This window comes from Vibrio aerogenes, from assembly GCF_024346755.1.
Taxonomy (GTDB): Bacteria; Pseudomonadota; Gammaproteobacteria; order Enterobacterales; family Vibrionaceae; genus Vibrio; species Vibrio aerogenes.
In genome coordinates, this window is the sequence record NZ_AP024861.1 from 1,186,054 (window position 1) to 1,205,133 (window position 19,080).

16 protein-coding genes are annotated in these 19,080 nt (G+C 47.7%); 14 read left to right on the plus strand and 2 right to left on the minus strand.

Annotated features, from left to right (window positions below; all coding sequences use genetic code 11):
• Window positions 1–9 precede the first annotated feature (9 nt).
• The 4 genes from OCV29_RS05450 to OCV29_RS05465 are packed head-to-tail and all read left to right on the plus strand — an operon-like array spanning window position 10 to window position 2,364.
• A complete protein-coding gene (locus OCV29_RS05450) occupies window positions 10–882 on the plus strand; it encodes a tetratricopeptide repeat protein (RefSeq protein WP_073604790.1) in 873 nt (290 codons plus the stop codon).
• Window positions 882–1,412 carry a TadE/TadG family type IV pilus assembly protein gene (locus OCV29_RS05455; RefSeq protein WP_073604791.1) on the plus strand — a complete coding sequence of 177 codons (531 nt, stop codon included), beginning with the start codon at window positions 882–884 and terminating at the stop codon, window positions 1,410–1,412. Before OCV29_RS05450 ends, OCV29_RS05455 begins: the two co-directional genes overlap by 1 nt.
• Entirely contained in the window at window positions 1,409–1,972 is a 564-nt protein-coding gene (locus tag OCV29_RS05460) for a hypothetical protein (protein WP_073604792.1), read from the plus strand. Before OCV29_RS05455 ends, OCV29_RS05460 begins: the two co-directional genes overlap by 4 nt.
• Window positions 1,973–1,989: 17 nt before the next feature.
• Window positions 1,990–2,364, plus strand: a complete 375-nt coding sequence (locus tag OCV29_RS05465; RefSeq protein ID WP_175561571.1) for a YbaN family protein — start codon at window positions 1,990–1,992, stop codon at window positions 2,362–2,364.
• A 180-nt stretch (window positions 2,365–2,544) separates the two neighbouring features.
• On the opposite strand, the gene kduD is transcribed toward OCV29_RS05465, so the two are convergent.
• Window positions 2,545–3,306 carry a 2-dehydro-3-deoxy-D-gluconate 5-dehydrogenase KduD gene (gene kduD, locus OCV29_RS05470; RefSeq protein ID WP_073604794.1) on the minus strand — a complete coding sequence of 254 codons (762 nt, stop codon included), beginning with the start codon at window positions 3,304–3,306 and terminating at the stop codon, window positions 2,545–2,547.
• A gap of 404 nt (window positions 3,307–3,710) precedes the next feature.
• Between kduD and OCV29_RS05475 the strand changes: the two genes are divergently transcribed.
• The 10 genes from OCV29_RS05475 to OCV29_RS05520 all read left to right on the plus strand — a co-directional run bounded on the left by OCV29_RS05475 (window position 3,711) and on the right by OCV29_RS05520 (window position 18,928).
• Window positions 3,711–4,556: a substrate-binding periplasmic protein gene (locus OCV29_RS05475; RefSeq protein WP_175561572.1), complete on the plus strand. Its 846-nt coding sequence runs from the start codon at window positions 3,711–3,713 to the stop codon at window positions 4,554–4,556.
• Window positions 4,557–4,640: 84 nt separating this feature from the next.
• On the plus strand, window positions 4,641–5,207 hold the full coding sequence (locus OCV29_RS05480; protein ID WP_073604796.1) for a sigma-70 family RNA polymerase sigma factor: 567 nt from the start codon (window positions 4,641–4,643) through the stop codon (window positions 5,205–5,207).
• Window positions 5,208–5,357: 150 nt separating this feature from the next.
• Window positions 5,358–6,380: a permease gene (locus tag OCV29_RS05485; RefSeq protein ID WP_073604797.1), complete on the plus strand. Its 1,023-nt coding sequence runs from the start codon at window positions 5,358–5,360 to the stop codon at window positions 6,378–6,380.
• A 154-nt stretch (window positions 6,381–6,534) separates the two neighbouring features.
• Window positions 6,535–6,780, plus strand: coding sequence for a thioredoxin family protein (locus tag OCV29_RS05490; protein WP_245796932.1), 246 nt, complete (start codon window positions 6,535–6,537; stop codon window positions 6,778–6,780).
• 143 nt (window positions 6,781–6,923) lie between these two features.
• Complete coding sequence (locus tag OCV29_RS05495; RefSeq protein WP_073604798.1) at window positions 6,924–7,199, plus strand: type B 50S ribosomal protein L31; 276 nt, start codon at window positions 6,924–6,926, stop codon at window positions 7,197–7,199.
• Window positions 7,196–7,336 carry a type B 50S ribosomal protein L36 gene (ykgO, locus tag OCV29_RS05500; protein WP_073604799.1) on the plus strand — a complete coding sequence of 47 codons (141 nt, stop codon included), beginning with the start codon at window positions 7,196–7,198 and terminating at the stop codon, window positions 7,334–7,336. The genes OCV29_RS05495 and ykgO overlap by 4 nt, the downstream gene beginning before the upstream one ends.
• 863 nt (window positions 7,337–8,199) lie before the next feature.
• Window positions 8,200–11,313, plus strand: a complete 3,114-nt coding sequence (locus OCV29_RS05505; protein WP_073604802.1) for a non-ribosomal peptide synthetase — start codon at window positions 8,200–8,202, stop codon at window positions 11,311–11,313.
• Window positions 11,314–11,471: 158 nt separating this feature from the next.
• A complete protein-coding gene (locus tag OCV29_RS05510; protein ID WP_073604803.1) occupies window positions 11,472–13,253 on the plus strand; it encodes a non-ribosomal peptide synthetase in 1,782 nt (593 codons plus the stop codon).
• A gap of 151 nt (window positions 13,254–13,404) precedes the next feature.
• Entirely contained in the window at window positions 13,405–14,112 is a 708-nt protein-coding gene (locus OCV29_RS05515; RefSeq protein ID WP_261887374.1) for a polyketide synthase, read from the plus strand.
• Window positions 14,078–18,928 (plus strand): type I polyketide synthase, encoded by a 4,851-nt coding sequence (locus tag OCV29_RS05520; RefSeq protein WP_261887375.1) that lies wholly within the window; start codon window positions 14,078–14,080, stop codon window positions 18,926–18,928. The genes OCV29_RS05515 and OCV29_RS05520 overlap by 35 nt, the downstream gene beginning before the upstream one ends.
• Here OCV29_RS05520 and OCV29_RS05525 read toward each other — a convergent pair.
• Window positions 18,894–19,058 carry a hypothetical protein gene (locus OCV29_RS05525; protein WP_175561573.1) on the minus strand — a complete coding sequence of 55 codons (165 nt, stop codon included), beginning with the start codon at window positions 19,056–19,058 and terminating at the stop codon, window positions 18,894–18,896. The two genes, OCV29_RS05520 and OCV29_RS05525, sit on opposite strands and share 35 nt — an antisense overlap.
• Window positions 19,059–19,080: the final 22 nt, after the last annotated feature.

Here is a 19,080-nt window from a genome sequence, read left to right on the forward strand (position 1 = left end):
AGGCAGAACATGCCAAAACTGACTTTATTGATTTGTATGACACTGACACTGACACTGCTTTCTGGTTGTGCCGGGCATCCGGATTTGTCCGGTAAGACGGCGGCACAGGCCGCACAAAAAACGGAACAGGCTGCATTGAAAGCGACGAAAGAAGCATTAAATCTGGCGCATATGTTACGGGATAACGGACGTTACAAAGCCGCATTTGAGGTTTACCGGAAAATGGATGAACAACAGACGCTCAAAGACGCTTTTTTACTCGAATATGCCACCGTCGCTTCATTTGTCGTCAAGCCAGAGGGGGTGATTCCGCTTTACCAGCAGGCTGATAAAGCGCTGGCAGAGCATCAGACTGATGAACAACGGGAAGCAATTTGTATGGGGCTGGGACGTGCCTATTTGCAAATGGCCCAAAGGAAAAAAGCAACCGGGTATCTCGACTGCGTACTGGCTGTGAATCCGCACAATGTGACCGCACTCAATGGTGCGGCGGTGCTTGCCGGCTTTCGGGGACAGACCGGACAAGCCCGCACCTACCTTGAAACGGCACTGGACATTGATCCGGACAATACCATGGTACTGAATAATCTGGCGATGACTTACCTTGCCGGTGCAGATTATGGTCAGGCGATCGATTTGCTTCGGGTACAGCAACAACGGCTGAATATGTCCGGGCGGTTAAATTTAGCACTGGCTTATATCCTCCATGAGCGGACAGATCAGGCCAGGGTGCTGTTGAATACGTATCTGACAAAGAATAAAACGGAACAGATCATCACACAGTTTGAAGCCGTTCGTGACCGAATCAGTCAGGGGCATCCGGTAGCGACAGAAATTGCTGCATTAACTCAGGCACCGATCCGGTTAGTTGAGGGAGAGTAATGCAACCGATTCTCAGACGATCTCATGATCGCCAGGCTGGTATTGTTTCTGTTGAGACTGCGCTGATTTTCCCGGTATTGCTGTTCATTCTGACGATGTTTTTTGAACTGGCCCGGATTATGTTAGTGATTACGATCATCAATTTTTCGCTGGAACGGGCGGTACAGAATTTCCGCCAGGATGATGATTTTTATGCGCTGAACGAATCGCGGATTGCTGCTGTGATCAAGCAACGTGTGATTGAATCTTCTTTTAACTTTGTCTCGGCAGAAAATATCGATCTGGAACTGCATTCTTTTGCTGATCTTGGGGAGTTATCTGCTGGTCGTGGTCAAAAAGATGATGATTCTTCACAAACAGATAACGAACAGATACACAGTTATACGACGGCCCCTGTTCTGAATATGCACCTGATTTTAAAGCAGAATTTTATTACGCCGTTACCTGAACTATTTGATCTGGGGACATCGTATCAACATGAATTTCAGCAAACTCTGGGTGATTTGGTCATGGATGAGAATGAGTCATGAATAAGGGCTTCAAGAAAAAACGGGGTTTGGCGGTGCTGGAATTTACTCTCTTTTGCGGCATGTTACTGACGACGGCAGCCATCGTTGCTGACCTGTACTTCGTCAATCAGCTCCGTGGTCAGTATGACCGGATTTCACATAATCTGGCATCTGTACTATCGGTACAACGCTATATTGCCGCAAAGGATTTAGCTGCTTTACTGAATATAGTGGTCTCTGAAGCGGATACTGATTCTTATGAGCTGAATATATATAAAGTCAATACAGACAGGCGTATGGATTGGTTACCATTAAAGCGTGGTACCCTGAAAGGGGTATGCTCTCCCCTGAGTGAAGGACGCTATTTCACCGGCGGAATGCCGGAAGAAGATAAAAAAGATGATTCTGTTTCCCTGATTGTGGTTCAGCTTTGTCGCCAGTCTGCCGGGCTGACACCATTGACGGCATTGATCAGTTCGAAAGCCATTGAAGTCGTCGCGTATAACAGGATGCGTTATCATGACATTGAAATCGATGATGAACTGGCGGATGAATTATCTGTCCCGGACGATGGCGAGTGAGGAGTATGGAGATTGATATGAAACGCTGGGTGTATAAGTTGATCGCGCTTGTCAGTTTGGGGATGGCAGTTTTAGGTATTTTATTACCCGGTTTACCCGCCACCGAATTTATTGTTTTGGCAGCCTGGGCGGCAGCCAAAGGATCACCACGAATTTATGCGTGGATTATGTCATGGTCCTATTGCCGGAATATGATCGAAAACTGGCAAAACGGTAAAGTGATCTCACGCAAGAATAAGATACATTCAGCGATATCGATGCTTGCCTGTCTGATTATCTTACTGGTGGCTGATGTTTCTGCACTGGTGGTCATGATCGCCGTGGGTGGGATGCTGACTGGCAGTTATTTTATCTGGAAGCGTCCGGAACAGCGGCAGCCCTGCCCGGATTAACTTTGTGATGACACGCTTATCTCCAAACAACCTGCATCTTGAGGTTATTTGGGGATAGCTCTGATTTGCCATCCCTGGCAAATCAGTTTTGAAATATTGTACCGCGAACCTGAGCACTCAAATTGATTTGTCATTTTTACAGCGATTTGCTGGTTTGATGCCGGTCTTCCCGGCACAGCATCAGCGCGCCAGCCAGCCACCATCGACTGCGACGGTGTAACCATTAATATAAGATGAAGCCTCTGATGCCAGAAAAACGACCGGCCCAGCCAGATCGGTTGGTTCGCCCCAGCGCTCTGCCGGAATCCGATCCAAAATTTCCTGATTACGGACTTTATCCGCGCGGAGCGGGGCGGTGTTGTCAGTCGCCATATAGCCCGGCGCGATAGCATTAACGTTAATTCCCTGAGCCGCCCATTCGTTGGCGAGGGCTTTGGTCAGGCCGTGAATCCCGCTTTTCGACGCCGTGTAAGAAGGCACCCGGATACCGCCCTGAAATGAGAGCATGGAAGCGATATTAATGATCTTTCCGCCTTGCCCGCGGGCGATAAAATGCTTCGCAGCTTGCTGGCACAGGAAGAACACGGTTTTGATATTGGTGTTCATGACGTCATCCCAGTCTTGCTCGGTAAAATCAATCGCTTCATTGCGGCGGATGATACCAGCATTGTTGACCAGAATATCGACTTGACCAGCAGCTGCGACGGCTTCTTCAAAAGCCCGTGGCACAACGCTGCTGTCACTTAAATCCGCAGAAACCGGATAATATTGACGACCAAGTGCCTGAATTTGTGACGCCGTATCGCCCCGGTTGCTCCGGTTGACACCCACAACATCGCAACCTGCTTGTGCCAGTGCAATTGCGATCATTTGGCCTAAGCCGCTGTTACACCCGGTCACCAGGGCAACTTTTCCTTCCAGACTGAAACTCTTTAAAACCATCACTTTGCTCCTTACCTTCAAACATTGTCGTTGTTGTACCGTCACAAATTAATTTGTGAAACTAAATTCTACTTTAATTGAAACGTCGTTTCAATTATTTTAAATCCCTGAAATCAACAGATCCTGGGGTGTGAACACTTCTGTCTTTATCTGGAAGGTCCCTGATATTTAAAATCTTGCGGGCTGAGCTCTGTTTTTCTGAACAAGTAGCTGATTATTATTGATTGTTTTGTTTTTTACCGGAATATCAATCACAACTTTGTCTTTGCGTGTTGCCTGTCCCGGCTGGCTATTTCTCAGGGAAAGGCCATTATTAATAATATAATTAATAGTGGTTCCTGTTTATGCCGGTTTCTCTGCCTGTTTTCTCTCAATCAATGGCTATCAGTATGTGTTTGTTATTGATGTCATTCTTATCATTTGCACAAGTGCCGGTTAAGATCTCTTCGGCGAATGCGCCGCCATTTATTTATCAGGAAGAGATTCCCGGTTACGGATGTGGCCTGGGATGTGACATTGTCAAAGCGGCTTTTCAGTCTGTTTCATACAAGGCGGAGTTTCAGATAAAGCCGATGACACGGATGGTCTGGTCACTGATTGAAAAAAAGAGCGCTGCCAACATGGGTGTCTTCAGATGGTATCAGGCACAAGGCGTTGAATCACAAGTTGAAAAAGTCGATATTCTGATGATGAATTTCGTTTTCTTTTACCGGAAAAGCCGTTTCCCGGATGGTGTAACGTATCGTCAGCTTTCAGATTTATCACCTTATACGATCAGTGCCGTGCGGGGAACTTTTCTGGCGCGGGCGTTTGAAGAGGCCGGGCTCAAAATCTCATACAACACACGCGTTGAGCAGGGTATTCTGAAACTGGAGGCCGGGCGGGTGGATTTAACCGTTATCTCCCTGCTGTCTGGCTGGCAGGTTATCCGGGAGCGGTATCCTGATGACATTGATCAGTTTGCAACGATTGAAAAACCGTTGTTGAAGGAACCTGTGTCGCTGATGTTCAGAAAAGAAGATCATCAGTTGAGCGCTGATTTTTTGCGGGGCATGAAAAAGATTGTCTCCAACGGCATATATGAAATGACGTTGGTGAAATACTTCCGGCGTGCAGGTATTGATACCGGATTGATCACCGAAAATGTTCCGTTATATCTGCAAACACCAGACATGGAAGACAAATCCACTCAGTGGTCAAATATGCCTGATTCCGGGCATTTGTTCCGGCAGGCTATGCCGGCGGACTAACCCTTCATCTTGAGGTTAACCGGGTATCTGTGTATTTTTATACGATACGTTGGGTCAACATATTTCCTCTGTCAGGACACTTGCATGGTCAGACAATCTCATTCATCTGCTGTTCCCTGTTTATCCCGGACATGGCATTTATCGGAGTCCGTACTCTTTCACTGGTTACTCCGGCTGTGTGGTGATCAGGATTTAGCTTTTGATCTGTTGCAGGAAACCTTTCTGCGTGCGCTCAGTCAAGACAAAGACTTCTGTACGATAAAAAACCAGCAAGCGTGGTTGTTTCGGGTGGCCCGTAATCTTCTGACAGACGAGCAGCGGAAAAAGCATCAGTTTACGACTGACGCCGACATCACATTCGATATCCTGCCGGATGTCCCGCAAGAGCTGCCGCCGGTAGACAGCCTCGCACAGTGCCTGCCAAAAGCGCTGGGCAAAATGAGCGCGGAAGATCGCGCGATTATTGAAGCCTGTGATTTACAGGGCATGGGCCAGCAACAGTACGCGGCATCGCATAACTTAACCCTGCCTGCAGCCAAATCGCGCATTCAGCGCGCACGCCTCCGGCTGAGAGAGATTCTCAAAACCCAGTGCCGGATTCGCTTTGATGAGCATCAGAAAGTGTGTTGTTTTTTCCCTGAAGAAAGCTGAATTCCTGCATCGCCTTAAATATCCGGAGCAGCCAATAACAAAAATAATCTGCATCCTTTTTACGGGTCGTTCGTCTTATTTGCAGAGAACGATCATGATTGCCGGTGACGATTGAAGCACCGGTGATTTGCGTACTAAAAAGGAGCCGTCATGTTTATTGTCTTTACCCTGTTGGCAGACTGGCTGACATTTCAGGTTTTTTCACTGTCGCCCGGCAGTAAAACCGCAGATGCAGTACATTTTTTTATTGAAGATACCAGCAAGATTATGGTGTTGCTGGTGGTGATGATCTACGTGATTGCTCTGTTCCGTGCATCTTTGAATGTTGAACGGGTGCGGGATTATCTGGCCGGGAAAAAACGAGTGTTTGGCTATGTCTCCGGCAGTTTTTTCGGCACGATTACACCATTTTGTTCCTGTTCCAGCATTCCTGTCTTTCTTGGATTTACATCCGCCGGCATTCCGCTGGGAATCACCATGGCTTTTTTAATTACCTCGCCGCTGATTAATGAAATTGCGGTATTACTGCTATTCAGCTTGCTGGGCTGGAAATTTACCATTTTATATATCATCACCGGTATGACGATTGGCATCTTAAGTGGTTGGTTTCTCGATGCGATTGGCGCGCAGCGCTGGCTGCAGCCACTGGCCGTGAAAATGATGCACAACAGACCCGGTGCAAAAATGAATGTTCCAGCAGAAAAAACCAAGGATTCAGCAGCATCTCCGGAGCAGGGAACGGAGCAGGGAATGATGTCGTTTTCCGATCGGCATCAGTTTGCAAGACAAGAGATGCAAACCATTGTCGGCCGGGTGTGGAAATGGGTGTTGATGGGTGTCGGTATTGGTTCCGGGTTGCATGGCTTTGTACCGGATGGCTGGATTGAAGCGCATTTAGGGGCTGGTCAGTGGTGGTCCGTACCCGTTTCAGTGGTGATTGGCATTCCTTTGTATTCCAACGCAACTGGTGTGATTCCGGTGATGGAAAGCTTACTCAGAAACGGGTTGCCGGTTGGGACGACTCTGGCATTTTGTATGAGTACTGTCGCGGCCAGTGTGCCTGAATTTGTGATGCTGAAACAGGTGATGCAGTGGCGCTTGCTGGCGCTGTTATTTGCCATATTACTGGCCGCATTTACCGTGATTGGCTGGGTGTTTAACGTTGTGATTTAGGGACGGCTGAGCCATAAGCAGCTGAGTCATAATACAGCTGAGGCTCCACCAGACATACCCAGATGATCAGTTTATTTTTCAGATTAGTATTACTCATGAACCGATGGTTTTTTTGAACAGAGAATATACCCATATATGGGTATAAAGAGGACGAATGATGAAAGTGATGAAGGTATTAGGTTCAGGTTGTGCAAACTGTGTGAATACAGCCAGGCTGATTGAGCAGGTCGCAAAAGCACAGGGGGTTGAGGTTTCGGTGGAGAAGGTGACCGATATGGAAACCATCATGAGTTACGGTGTTATGTCGACACCGGGCGTTGTGATGGATGAACAGGTGGTTCACTCCGGTGGTGTTCCGCGGGCTGAAGAGATAGCGATATGGCTGAAAAAGGAAGTATGACCGTTTTTTAGTCTGCGTGACCTTGATTGATCTTTTGGGATGAAATTGTTATGTTATAACATATCTAGTTTATGTGTTTCTCCATGATGTCGCCGGTACCTGTTCCGGCACCGGGAGAATCATCACCAAAGAGGAGTAGATCAATGAAGCCAGGTATCCATCCTGAGTACCGGACGGTTGTTTTTCATGACACCAGTATCGATGAATATTTTCTGATAGGGTCAACCCTGAATACCGACAGAACCATCGCGTGGGAAGATGGCAAGACGTATCCATATTTTACGATTGAAGTCTCTTCCAAATCTCATCCGTTTTACACCGGCAAGCAGCGGGTTGTACATCAGGAAGGCCGGGTGGCTAACTTCAACCGGCGTTTTGGTCGTCAGTTAGGTTCGAAGCGGACAGGAGATCAGTCATGAAAGTGTTGAGTTCATTAAAAAGTGCGAAACAGCGTCACCGGGATTGTCAGATTGTGAAACGTCGTGGCCGGGTCTATGTGATTTGTAAATCTAACCCGCGTTTCAAAGCCGTTCAGGGCAAAACCAAGAAGAAATAGTCTGTCAGATGGCCGGGAAAGGGAACAGACCCGGCCGCTCCCCCCAGCATGCCAGGCCTGTTTTGATTCAGTTGTTGAGTCAATCACAATTGTTGTATTTAGTCACAATTGCTGTATTCAATCAGATTGTGTTCAATCAGGCTATGTTAAATCAATTTGTGTTCAGGCAACTTGTTTTAAACCAATTTATTTTAAAGTAATTCGTTTGAAAGCCATTCATTTTAAAGTGATTCATTTTAAAGCCATTCTTTTCAACCAACCTGCATCATATCCGGATGTGATGCGGGTTGTTTCGTTGTGTTTAATATCAATATAGTAGCAGATGAAAAAATGAGCGGTATCAGTTTGGTATCATTTGTCAGTTTTTTCTGAAAAAGAAAGTGAAAGTTGTGATACCGGGCATTTATCGTGACCGAATGCCGGGATATGTCGTCCATGTCATGTTCTCTGGTGTTTTTGGTGATAAAAAAAACAGATTTGCTGGTGCCGGTTGAGCCCGGTCTTGTCACCCTGTTCAGGTTGTCTGGAGATAAAACAAAAAAAAAATAAATTTTTTTTCGGGTGAAACAGCGATTTAATGATAAATGAAACATTAAAAATAATGCCTGAGCCATCAGTGAAATGAATTAATAAAATTAAAAGATCATTATCATGATGATATGAAAAGTGTTTTTTTATATAAAATATATTTTGAGCTAATATGTTTATTTTTAGCTATTATTTCTTCTGATTATTATTAATTTAAATAAAAGTTCCTTGCAGATAAATGAAATCTTAAGTTTGTATATTTGGAAATGAACTAATAAAAGTACCGTGTGGTCCTAATATTACCTTAATTGTGTCAGCTGGATATGTGGTTGAAGATGGATTACTTACAGTATAGAAAACCTATATTTAATGTTATTTCTGACAGGGTATTAAATAACCCGGATAAAATAGCTGTTGAATTGAATGGTCAGACGCTCACTTACAGAAAACTTGAAGAATTATCAGATCGACTGGCATCTTATATTATTGCGCATTATCCTCAGTCTCAGGGAGGACGCGTCGCTGTATATCTTCAGGCCGATGTGATGTTACCTGTGGTGCTACTTGGTATTATGAAGTCCGGATGTGCTTATGTGCCTTTGTCATATTTTCATCCGCCGGAAAGAATTAAATCGATTATTAATGACTCGGCTGCTTTTTTAATGATATCAACACAAGAATTAATTAAAGAAAAGCATCTCGGTAAATATAATATTCAGCATTTAGATATAACGAATCGTCAAATATTTAATTCTGATTATTCTGTAAAGTTTCCTGAATTAAACGGAAACGAACTGGCTTATATTTTATATACGTCTGGTTCGACCGGAATACCGAAAGGTGTGGCAATCGAACATGCGTGTCTGAATTATTATGTACACTGGTTTAATCAGGAACTATGGGAAAAGACTCGTCCGGTTTTACCATTGACGTCTTCACTCAGTTTTGCCGCGGCCGTGGCACAATTATATGCGCCATTACTAAGAGGTGATACGCTGCATATGTTACCGGATCAGATTCTCCATCAGCCGGATATGCTGTGTCGCTGGTTTGCACAGGTGCCCGGTGCCGCTTTGTATTGCGTGCCAACGGTTTGGGATGAAATCTTACGTTATTATCAGTCTGCCGGGGATCAGGGATCACTGGCGCTGCCCAAAACGCTTTATCTCTCTGGTGAGCCTGTTCCGGCAGAACTCAAAGCGCGGACGTTTGCTCAGTCACCCGGTATGCGCGTATTCAATCTGTATGGACCGACAGAGACAACGGCGAACGGGTCGTATGCTGAGCTGAAAGCGTTAGCACCTGTGACCATAGGTCAGGCGATTGCCGGTTCAGAGATCATGATTCTGGATGAAGATGGCCAGCCTGTCGCTGATGGTGAAACCGGTGAAATCTGCATTATTGGTCCCGGTGTTGCACGCGGATACTGGCACCGGAAAGATTTAACCCGGCAGCGTTTCTTTGAGGCCGGACATTTCAGAGGCCACCGTACCGGCGATCTGGGTCAGATTGTCGACGGGCAACTGATCTGTTTGGGCCGGAAAGATCACCAGATTAAGATTGGAGGGGTGCGGATTGAACCCGGAGAAACGGAAGCCGTTTTACTCAATTATCCGGGGGTGACACAGGCCGTTGTGAAAACAACCGGGGGACCGGGAGGGCAAACACAGTTAGTCGCTTATCTGGTACAGCCGGAAACGCAGGCCACGGTCAGAGAGCTGCGCAACTTTTTGCGGGCGTATCTGCCGGATGTGATGATTCCTGCCCACTTTATTTACATCAGCCAGCTTCCCAAACTGCCGAACGGCAAACTGGACAGTAAACGCTTACCTGCCCCCTGTCCGTTGCGACCACAGCTTGGTTACGATTGTGAAGTTGCGCAGAATGATCTGGAAAGAGAGCTGATTGATATCTGGGAAGAGGTATTGCAGTTCTCGGGGCTGGGCAGTAAAGATAACTTTTTCGACCTCGGTGGTTCTTCGCTGCAGGCGATGAAAATCCGCCAGCTGATCCGTTTACGTTTGTATTGCAATATTGACTACGGGCTGTTTGCTGAGCATCCGACGCCGCGTGAGCTGGCAACAATTGTGCCTTATTACAGTTGCGATGATGAAGATGAACCGGCTGAGGACGGGCAAGGTGAAAGCCGTGATCATCCCGCGCTTTCTGCCGGTGCCGGGTCATCCGAACGTGGTGCTCTGTTGTCCTCACAGCAACGATACTTCATCACGCTGGATCAAATCAGTGCTGAACCTGCCACTTATCAGATTCCTTTCAAAATGAGTGTCAAAGGCGAAGCGGATATCGATGGCCTGATCGACAGCCTGCAACAGGTACTGAGGGCAAATCCGGTGCTGAGAAGCCGTTTTGATCTGGATGAGGAATTATGTTTTGAAGGGGCATACCGGGTTGAAGAGATTGCAGTTCGGCGCCACAGCGCGTCGATGGTTCCCGGCCCGTTATCCGGGCTGAGTGATCATGATTTGCTGGCGCTGCTGCCACCGTGTCAGATGGATTTGGAAGAAACACCCCTGATACAGATTGATCTGATTTCAGATGAGTGCTCAGACCATGTATTTGTGATTCGGGTGCATCATGCCGTGTTTGACCATGACTCAATTGCGTTGTTTTATCAGCAGTTTATCCGGCAGTATCGCCGTATTCTGGCCGGAGATGCCAGCACGTTACCGGCTGAATCCGTAACCTATGCAGATTACAGCCACTGGCAGCAGATGCATCAGCCCGGTGATGAAGCGCAGGAGAAAGCATTCTGGCGGCATACTTTGCAGGACTATGTACGTCATGGTGCGGACGCATCCGGTTTTCAGGTGTACGGCGATCAGGAAGGGCCCTACACGGAACAGGTGCTGACTTCAGCGGTGACAGCACATATTCATCAGGCGGCGAGAGCGCAGCAAACCTCACCATTTGTACTGATGCTGACGGCATTCAATCGCCTGCTTGAGCAGGAAACACCTTACCGGCAGGTGCCTGTTGGTATTCCTGTCTCGACCCGGATGCAGTATGAACCATCGTCATTAACGGGTTGTTTTGTCAATCTCATTACTTATTTTGATCCGGCAGATGCAACAGAACCGCTGATGACAAGGCTGACAAAAAACAAGCGCCGGATTTATGCACTGATGGATCATTTGTCGCTGCCTTATGACGCTGTGATCCAGGAAAGCCGTCAGGCAGAGATTGAATCGCAGGTCAGGGTGCCGGTGGGCTTTAACTTCTTATCGGCGATGCCGGCTGCAGAAAACGTGGGTGAATGTCAGTTCACGGTGAAAGCGATGAACGCGGATTATGTCCGGTTTGACTTAGCCTTAACGGTCAATGACGGAAAAGAGATGTCACTCACTTTGCATTATCGCCCCGGATTATTCAGCCGGCAGCAGATTGATGTATTACTGGATAAATATCAAATGATGTTAGTCCGGCTCTGATGTTCAGAACTGGTCCTTTGATTTAAATCCGGATAAAGACGCACTGTATTTTTTGCTTCTGCCAGTCAATACAGCGTCATAAATATAAATCATTTATTAAAGACAGACAGAATAAAAAGGCAAGCCTGAAAATTAATTTTTCAGGCTCAGGAGGAGCTATGTGCCCGAAGAAATTAATTCATCATGAATTTATGAAGCAATATAAAAGGACCCCCGGAAATATTGCACTGAAGTCTGATTATGAAGAGATGACTTATGAACAATTAGAATGCCGGTCCAATGATCTCGCATATGAATTAATTCACCGGGGTGTTCAGCCGGGAGATATTATCGGTGTTTCTCTGAATCGTGGTATTCAGTTAATTATCACCTTAATGGGAATTTTAAAAGCAGGTGCCTGTTATCTGCCGCTGGATCCCTATTATCCGCGGGAACGGCTGACTTATATGATTCGTCACTCCCGTACCCGGCTGCTGGTCACGGACGATATTACATCGGTTGCGGGTATCCGCTGTACGTGTGAGGTGATGAATGTCCGTCAGGTCATTCCCGGTCAGGTGACGACTGCCACACTGCCGGAAATTGATGACAGCACACTGTGCTATGTGATGTACACCTCGGGCTCGACCGGTGTGCCGAAGGGCGTGATGATTAGTCACCGCACCGTTGTGAACTATCTGCACTGGATGAAAAGTACTTTTCAGCCGGATGCGCAGGACTGTGTGCTCAGTCAGTCGACATTCAGTTTTGATATTTCGGTATGGGAGATTTTTCTGCCGCTGATTTCGGGGGCCAGTTGTGCGTTGATTCCCGAAGAAATGAAATACGATCCGGCCCTGATTTCAGCGTTTATTCAGCGGCATGAAGTCACGGTTGCGCAGTTTGTACCGACGGCGTTACGGGTGATCGCAGATGCGAAGGTGCTGATTGAGTGCTTGTCATTAAGGTGTCTTATTTCTGGCGGCGAAGCGCTGAATCAGGCATTGGTGGATGATTTAGCCGCTCAGTTTTCCGGGCAGATTTATAACCTGTATGGTCCGACAGAAGCCACGATTTATGCTTGCTGGTATCGATGTGAACAGGGAGAAGATGAAACGATTGTTCCCATCGGGCAACCGCTGACTCATGCCAGTGTGTATGTGTTGGACGAGCAGATGAACCTGGTCCGTGAGGGGGAATGCGGGGAGTTGTATCTGAGCGGTGATTTGCTGGCCAGAGGATACCTGTATCAGCCTGAGCTGACAGAGACGCGCTTTATACCGAACCGCACTGTGCCCGAAGACGGCCCGGTGATGTACCGGACAGGTGACCGGGTGAGACAGCGCCCGGACGGTGTGCTGGAATTTCATGGCCGGGTGGATAATCAGGTGAAAATCCGCGGGCACCGGATTGAGCTGGATGAAATCAGCAACACGCTGCAAAGTCTGCCGCAAGTGAGGCATGCAGCGGTCATTCTCTCGACACACGAAGCCAGTCAGAACCCTTATCTGAGCGCTTATTACGTGCCTGCTGAGGGCGAGGCTGTGACGGTACAGGCGCTGAAGCTGGCGTTGTCCGGACGACTCCCCTTTTTTATGGTGCCATCGGTTTTTATTGCGTTGGAAACCATGCCAACACTGCCGAATGGAAAAATCGATCAAACCGCTCTATTAACCCAAAAACAGGAAGATGACCAACCTATGGCAAACAACAACACTGAATTACGTGAAAATACAGAAGAACAGGTGATGAATATCTGGCGTCAGGTATTGAATGTAAAACAAATTGCATCAGATGAGAATTTTTTTGATGCCGGTGGTAATTCACTATTAATGTCTAAAGTTCACCGGCGATTAAAAAAGGATCTGGATATTCCTATTTCGATTATGGATTTATTTCAATATCCAACAGTTCAGCTGATTAGTCAGGTAATTAACGACAAGTTTAAAACACAGTCATAATTAATTTTATTCAATTCAACAAATTATTCATTTTCTTTTTTATAAAGAAGGTGGTGCAGGTTTTTAATTTTTTAAATACAAACTGGTTCTTTTAATAAAAACTAATTGTATTAAATAAAAACTAATTGTATTAAAAACAATGAGGCAGGTTATGAAAAACCAAACAGAATTTCGTGAGCAGGATATTGCGATTATTGGTATGTCAGGACGTTTTCCTGGTGCAGATGATATTGATACCTTCTGGAATAATTTATTAGAAGGGCTGGAAACAATCAGCACTTTTACAGATGAAGAATTACGCGCTTCAGGAATTACTGAAGAACAGATCGCCTCTCCGAATTATATTCGTCGCCGTGGCATATTAGGCACAGCTCAGGATTTTGATGCGCATTTCTTCGATATCACGCCGCGCGATGCAGAAATTATGGATCCGCAACACCGGCTGTTTTTAGAAAGTAGCTGGCATGCGTTTGAAGACGCCGGTTATATCCCCGGCCAGTATCAGGGACGTGTGGGTGTGTTTGGCGGCACCGGCACCGCCTGGCACCTGAATAAAGCCAATACCCATCCGGATGTGCAGCAGTATGCCAGCGGTGCATCGATTGTGACCAACAATGATAAAGACTATGTGACGACCCGCGTTTCTTACAAGCTGAATCTCAACGGTCCCAGTGTGAATGTACAAAGTGCCTGTTCGACCGCAATGGTGGCAACGGTGCTTGGGATCAACAGCCTGCTGAGTGGCGAGAGTGACATGGTGGTTGCCGGTGGTGTGTCTGTTGATACTCCTGAACGTAAGGGATATCAATATATGCAGGGGGGGGATGGAGTCTGCGGATGGCCGCTGTTATGCATTTGATTCACGCGCAAACGGAACGGTCTTCAGCCGTGGTGTGGGGGTGGTGCTGCTGAAGCGTCTGAAAGATGCCATTCGTGACGGAGACCACATCCATGCGGTGATTAAAGGCGGTGCAATCAACAATGACGGAAATTTGAAGGCAGGTTATACCGCACCGAGTATTGAAGGGCAGATTGCCGTGGCAAAACGTGCGATTGAAAATGCCGGTATCAATGCTGAGGATATCCGTTTCGTCGAAGCGCATGGAACGGCGACCGCACTGGGCGATCCGATTGAATTCACGTCGCTGACACAAACGTTCCAGAGCTTTACGGACAAAAAACAGTTCTGCCGGTTAGGATCAGTCAAAACCAATATCGGCCATACCGATGCGGCTTCTGCGATGGCCAGTATGATCAAAGCAGCGAAAGCACTGAAAACCGGGCAGTTACCCGCTTCTTTGCACTATCTGTCACCGAACCCCAATATTGAGTTTGAAAGCAGTCCGTTTTATATGAATACGGCACTGAGCCCGCTGGAGAATGACGGTAAACCTGTCAATGCACTGGTGAATTCATTTGGTGTGGGCGGAACAAACGGGTGTGTGATTCTGGAAACTCCGCCGGTTCAGGCAGAAAGTGACCCGCACCATGCACCGCTGGTGTTGCCGTTTTCGGCCAAAAGCCGCAGCGCAGTTGAAGCGATGAAAAAACGCCTGCACAGCTATCTGGAAAATCATGACGATGTCTCACTGGCTGATGTAGCGTATACGTTACAGACCGGTCGTCAGCAGTTTGATTTTTCATCGGTGGTGATTGGCAGTAACCGCGAAGCGCTGCTGGAAAAACTGATGCAGCCATCGGCGATTCTGACCCGTGACGGGAAACAGAAAAAATCGCTGGTATTTATGTTCCCCGGTCAGGGTAACCAGTATCCGGATATGGCTAAAGATCTGTACAACACTTATCCGGTCTTCCGTGAGGCGATGGATCAGTGCTGTGACATTCTCCGGCCGATTCTGGCGTGTGACATTAAACCGGTGATTTTCTCTGCCGGGACAGACAATGCACCGAGACTGAACGAAACTCAGTTTACTCAGCCTGCGCTGTTTGTGATTGAGTATTGTCTGGCACAGTTATGGATGTCCTGGGGCATCAAACCCGACATCATGATTGGTCATAGTGTGGGTGAGTATGTTGCTGCCTGTATTGCTGAAGTTTTCTCGCTGGATGATGCCCTGCGGGCTGTGGCAGTGCGTGGCAAACTGGTGCAGTCATTACCATCCGGTTCCATGCTGGCCGTCATGATGGATGAAGCACAATTGAAAGCCCGTCTGAAAGACACCCGGATTGAGATTGCAGCCGTCAATTATCCTGAATTATGCGTTGTGGCGGGCAATGATGAAGAAATCGCAGCCTTCCAGCGTGAAATTGAGGACGATGCGATTTTCTGTAAACACCTTGATACCTCACATGGTTTCCACTCGTACATGATGGAACCCGTGCTGCCTGAATTTAAACAGTTCATCGATGGGGTTGAATTACACCATCCGAAAATTCCGTTCGTGTCTTCCGTCACCGGTGACTGGATCACGGATGAACTGGCGACCGACGCAGATTACTGGGTACAACACGTCCGCAAACCCGTGCTGTTCTCTCATGCATTCAGGACGCTGATGCAGGATTCTCCGGCCCGGTATATTTGTCTGGAAGTCGGCCCAGGCCGCTCTCTGGAATCTGCCGGAAAACAGCATTTCCGTGCCGATGACGGAGAAATGCCGGTGATCTACTCTTCTTTGCCGACAGCCAAAGATGCAGATATTTCCGGTACGTATTTGCTCAATACCTTTGGGTCACTGTGGGCCAGTGGTCTGGCGGTGCCGTGGGAAAAACTCTATACAGGCGAAGTGCGTCATCGTCTGCCTTTACCGGGTTATCCGTTTGAACGGAAAACATTTGCGCTGCCGCCTGTTCGCTCCAGTGGTGTCAGTGGCAGTGATGCCGAGGCGCTGAATCTGCGTAAACAGAAGAAAGCTGATATTGGTGACTGGTTCTATATGCCTGCATGGCGGCGGACCGTACCGGCTCAGTTTATTCCTGAAAAACAGCGGGCTGCGAAAGAGGAAGCCAGTGAAACGTGCTGGGTTGTCTTTGCTGATGAGCACGGCATTGCTGCGGAAGTGAAACATCAGCTGACGGAATCCGGTCAGACGGTCTTCGCGGTGATGAAAGGGGACAGTTTTCATGTTGATGATTCTCAGAACTGTATCATCATCAATCCGTCTGAGCGGGAAGATTATGTCCGGATGCTCAAAGCAATCAAAGACACTGGCCTGCTGCCCACCCGCATTCTGCATCTGTGGAATACCGGGACGAAGACGATTGATTTTGACGGAACACAGTCAAGAGATGAGTTACAACAGGATGGCTTCTATGGTCCGTTGTATCTGCAACAGGCGCTGATCGGCCAGAATCTGCTGGAAGGTTTGCATCTGGTCTTTGTTGCCAGCAATGTGGTCAGTGTGGCCGGAGAACCGATTCTGTCACCGGAAAAAGCGTTGCTGATGGGGCCATCACGGGTGTTTTATCATGAATACGGTGATGTTCAGAGCCATCTGGTCGATGTGGATCTCTCCGGTTCGTTCAACCCGAAAGCCATTGCAACCCATCTGATTGCCGAAGCCCATATTCACTCAGACAGTGAACATATTGCTTACCGGGGTGGTTTCCGCTGGGAAGAAGACTATCAGGCGGTTCATCTGGAAAGCGGTCAACAAGGCATGCCAGCCAGCTTCAGTGATGACTGCACCTATTTGATCACCGGGGGATTAGGCGGTCTGGGCATGCTGGTCGCCAAGCATATTGCCGGGCGCAGTAAAGCCGGGTTGATTCTGCTTTACCGCTCACCCTTACCACAACGTGATGCATGGCAATCCTGGCTGGAAACGCATCCGGTTGATGATCCGATCAGCGAAAAACTGGCGGGGATTCTGCAACTGGAAGAGAACGGCAATACAGTTCATCTGGTGGAAGCAGATGTCTGTGATTATGAAGCAATGAGTCAGGCGTTATCCGGCTTCTCCCGGATTGATGGCATATTCCACACGGCGGGGATTGCCGGTGGCGGTATCATTCCGTTCAAAAAAGATGAAGAGTGTGCCATGGTGCTGGATCCGAAAGTTCAGGGTGCATTAATTCTCGATGCGCTGACCAAAAAACATGCACCGGAATTCTTTATCCTGTTCTCCTCAATTTCAGCGATTGTGTCTGATGAAGCGCGGATCGACTACTGTGCAGGCAATGCCTTTATGGATACTTTCGCTCAGTACCGCAATCAGCACAGACCGGGCCGTACCGTGTCGCTGAACTGGGGTAAATGGGGTGATGTGGGCATGGCGGTTCGCTGGACCAAAATCATGGTCGAAAAAGATAAAGAAAAAGAGAAACAAAATGGTGTGGCTGCCCCCGAAGGCGATTTGCTGACCCTGATGGATCGCAAAGGGATGCAGGAAATGTATCAGGTGAATCTCGATCCGCATCAGGATTGGGTACTGAGCGAGCACCGTTTGATTGAGCAGCCGACACTGGTCGGAACATCGATTCTCTCAATCCTGAATGAATACATGACGGTCTTTAAACCGGATGCATCACTCCAGGTGAAAAACCTGTTGTTAGCATCACCGGTGATTTACCACAAATCCTGGCCGCGTTTACTGTGTCTGTTTGTTGAACCGGATGGTCAGGGCTATTCATTCAGCCTCAGAAGCCGGGGTGTTCTTGAAATGACATGGCAGGATCATGCGATGGGATCGATGAAAACAGCGGGTGAAACCAGTGTGGTGATTGAATCTCTGTCCACTCTTCAGGATCGCTGTACACAGCCGGTTGAAGTGACCTCGATGGCGAAGGATTTTGCCAACCAGATTACCGGTGAAGTCTTCCTGACGCTCGGTGAACGCTGGAACAGCCACAGTGATGTGTATCAGGGAAATCATGAATGGTTGATGCGGGTTGGATTGCCGGAGCAATTCCGGGATGATTTTCAGCGCTTCCCGCTGCATCCGGCCATGATGGATGCGGTTTCCATCCGCTGTATTTTCAAAACCTCTGAAGATAATTTCCTGCCTCTGAGTTACGGCACTATTTCCGTGCTGGGGTCACTGGAAGAGGCGACTCACGTCCACGTGAAATACAAGCAGCCTTATCAGCAGACAGACAATACCGTCGTGATGGATATTGTGTTCTTTGCCGCTGAAAATGGCGGGGCAGAAAGTCGTCCGATCGTGATTGTGGAAAATTACACCATGGTCAAAATGCGGGCTGACAATCAGGTCGATGAATCGTCTGCTCCGGCCCGTCCGCAGGCTGTGAAGGTTGATTTATCGGATAAAGATATTCTGTTCTTTGAAGGCACTGATGCACTGAAACGTCAGCTCTCTCATCTGGAATTCAGCCAGCTGGTGGTGGTGACCAGTGATTTACATCAGTTGATTGAAGAGGCGATTCCGGAGCAGGAAGAGGATGTCAGCGTCGCAGATGAGGCAGCAATGTCCGGCTATGAACGGCCTGAATTATCGGTGGCTTATGTGGCACCCGACAATGATATCGAAAAAGAGATCGCCAAAGTCTGGCAGTCCACGCTGGGGATTAACGGCATCGGCGTGAACGATAACTTTGTTGAGCTGGGCGGGAACTCTCTGCTTGCGGTGCAGGTCGTATCGAAAGTCTCTGCGATTTTTGAAGTCGATATCCGGGTTGACCTGTTCTATCAGGATCAAACGGTCAAAGGCCTGGCCAATCTGATCATGGCTGAATTTGAATCTCTGCTGGCTGATTAGCAGCAAAAGCAATAAGCCCGTGCCTGTCTGGCTGATTCTGGCGATATGTCCGGCTTGTCATCTGCCGGACAGGCACATCCCGTTTATGAATGATTCTCATCAGAATGATTCTCACAATAATTATTTTCATAATAATTATGCTCATCATTAAT

Bases quoted from the DNA above. Each gene is read 5' to 3' on its own strand.
- OCV29_RS05525 (WP_175561573.1), bottom strand. From the start codon at position 19,058: ATGAAAATAATTATTGTGAGAATCATTCTGATGAGAATCATTCATAAA.
- OCV29_RS05520 (WP_261887375.1), top strand. From the start codon at position 14,078: ATGGAGTCTGCGGATGGCCGCTGTTATGCATTTGATTCACGCGCAAAC.
- OCV29_RS05465 (WP_175561571.1), top strand. From the start codon at position 1,990: ATGAAACGCTGGGTGTATAAGTTGATCGCGCTTGTCAGTTTGGGGATG.
- OCV29_RS05505 (WP_073604802.1), top strand. From the start codon at position 8,200: ATGGATTACTTACAGTATAGAAAACCTATATTTAATGTTATTTCTGAC.
- OCV29_RS05480 (WP_073604796.1), top strand. From the start codon at position 4,641: ATGGTCAGACAATCTCATTCATCTGCTGTTCCCTGTTTATCCCGGACA.
- OCV29_RS05450 (WP_073604790.1), top strand. From the start codon at position 10: ATGCCAAAACTGACTTTATTGATTTGTATGACACTGACACTGACACTG.
- OCV29_RS05490 (WP_245796932.1), top strand. From the start codon at position 6,535: ATGATGAAAGTGATGAAGGTATTAGGTTCAGGTTGTGCAAACTGTGTG.
- OCV29_RS05460 (WP_073604792.1), top strand. From the start codon at position 1,409: ATGAATAAGGGCTTCAAGAAAAAACGGGGTTTGGCGGTGCTGGAATTT.
- ykgO (WP_073604799.1), top strand. From the start codon at position 7,196: ATGAAAGTGTTGAGTTCATTAAAAAGTGCGAAACAGCGTCACCGGGAT.
- OCV29_RS05495 (WP_073604798.1), top strand. From the start codon at position 6,924: ATGAAGCCAGGTATCCATCCTGAGTACCGGACGGTTGTTTTTCATGAC.
- OCV29_RS05510 (WP_073604803.1), top strand. From the start codon at position 11,472: ATGTGCCCGAAGAAATTAATTCATCATGAATTTATGAAGCAATATAAA.
- OCV29_RS05455 (WP_073604791.1), top strand. From the start codon at position 882: ATGCAACCGATTCTCAGACGATCTCATGATCGCCAGGCTGGTATTGTT.
- OCV29_RS05475 (WP_175561572.1), top strand. From the start codon at position 3,711: ATGTCATTCTTATCATTTGCACAAGTGCCGGTTAAGATCTCTTCGGCG.
- OCV29_RS05515 (WP_261887374.1), top strand. From the start codon at position 13,405: ATGAAAAACCAAACAGAATTTCGTGAGCAGGATATTGCGATTATTGGT.
- kduD (WP_073604794.1), bottom strand. From the start codon at position 3,306: ATGGTTTTAAAGAGTTTCAGTCTGGAAGGAAAAGTTGCCCTGGTGACC.
- OCV29_RS05485 (WP_073604797.1), top strand. From the start codon at position 5,358: ATGTTTATTGTCTTTACCCTGTTGGCAGACTGGCTGACATTTCAGGTT.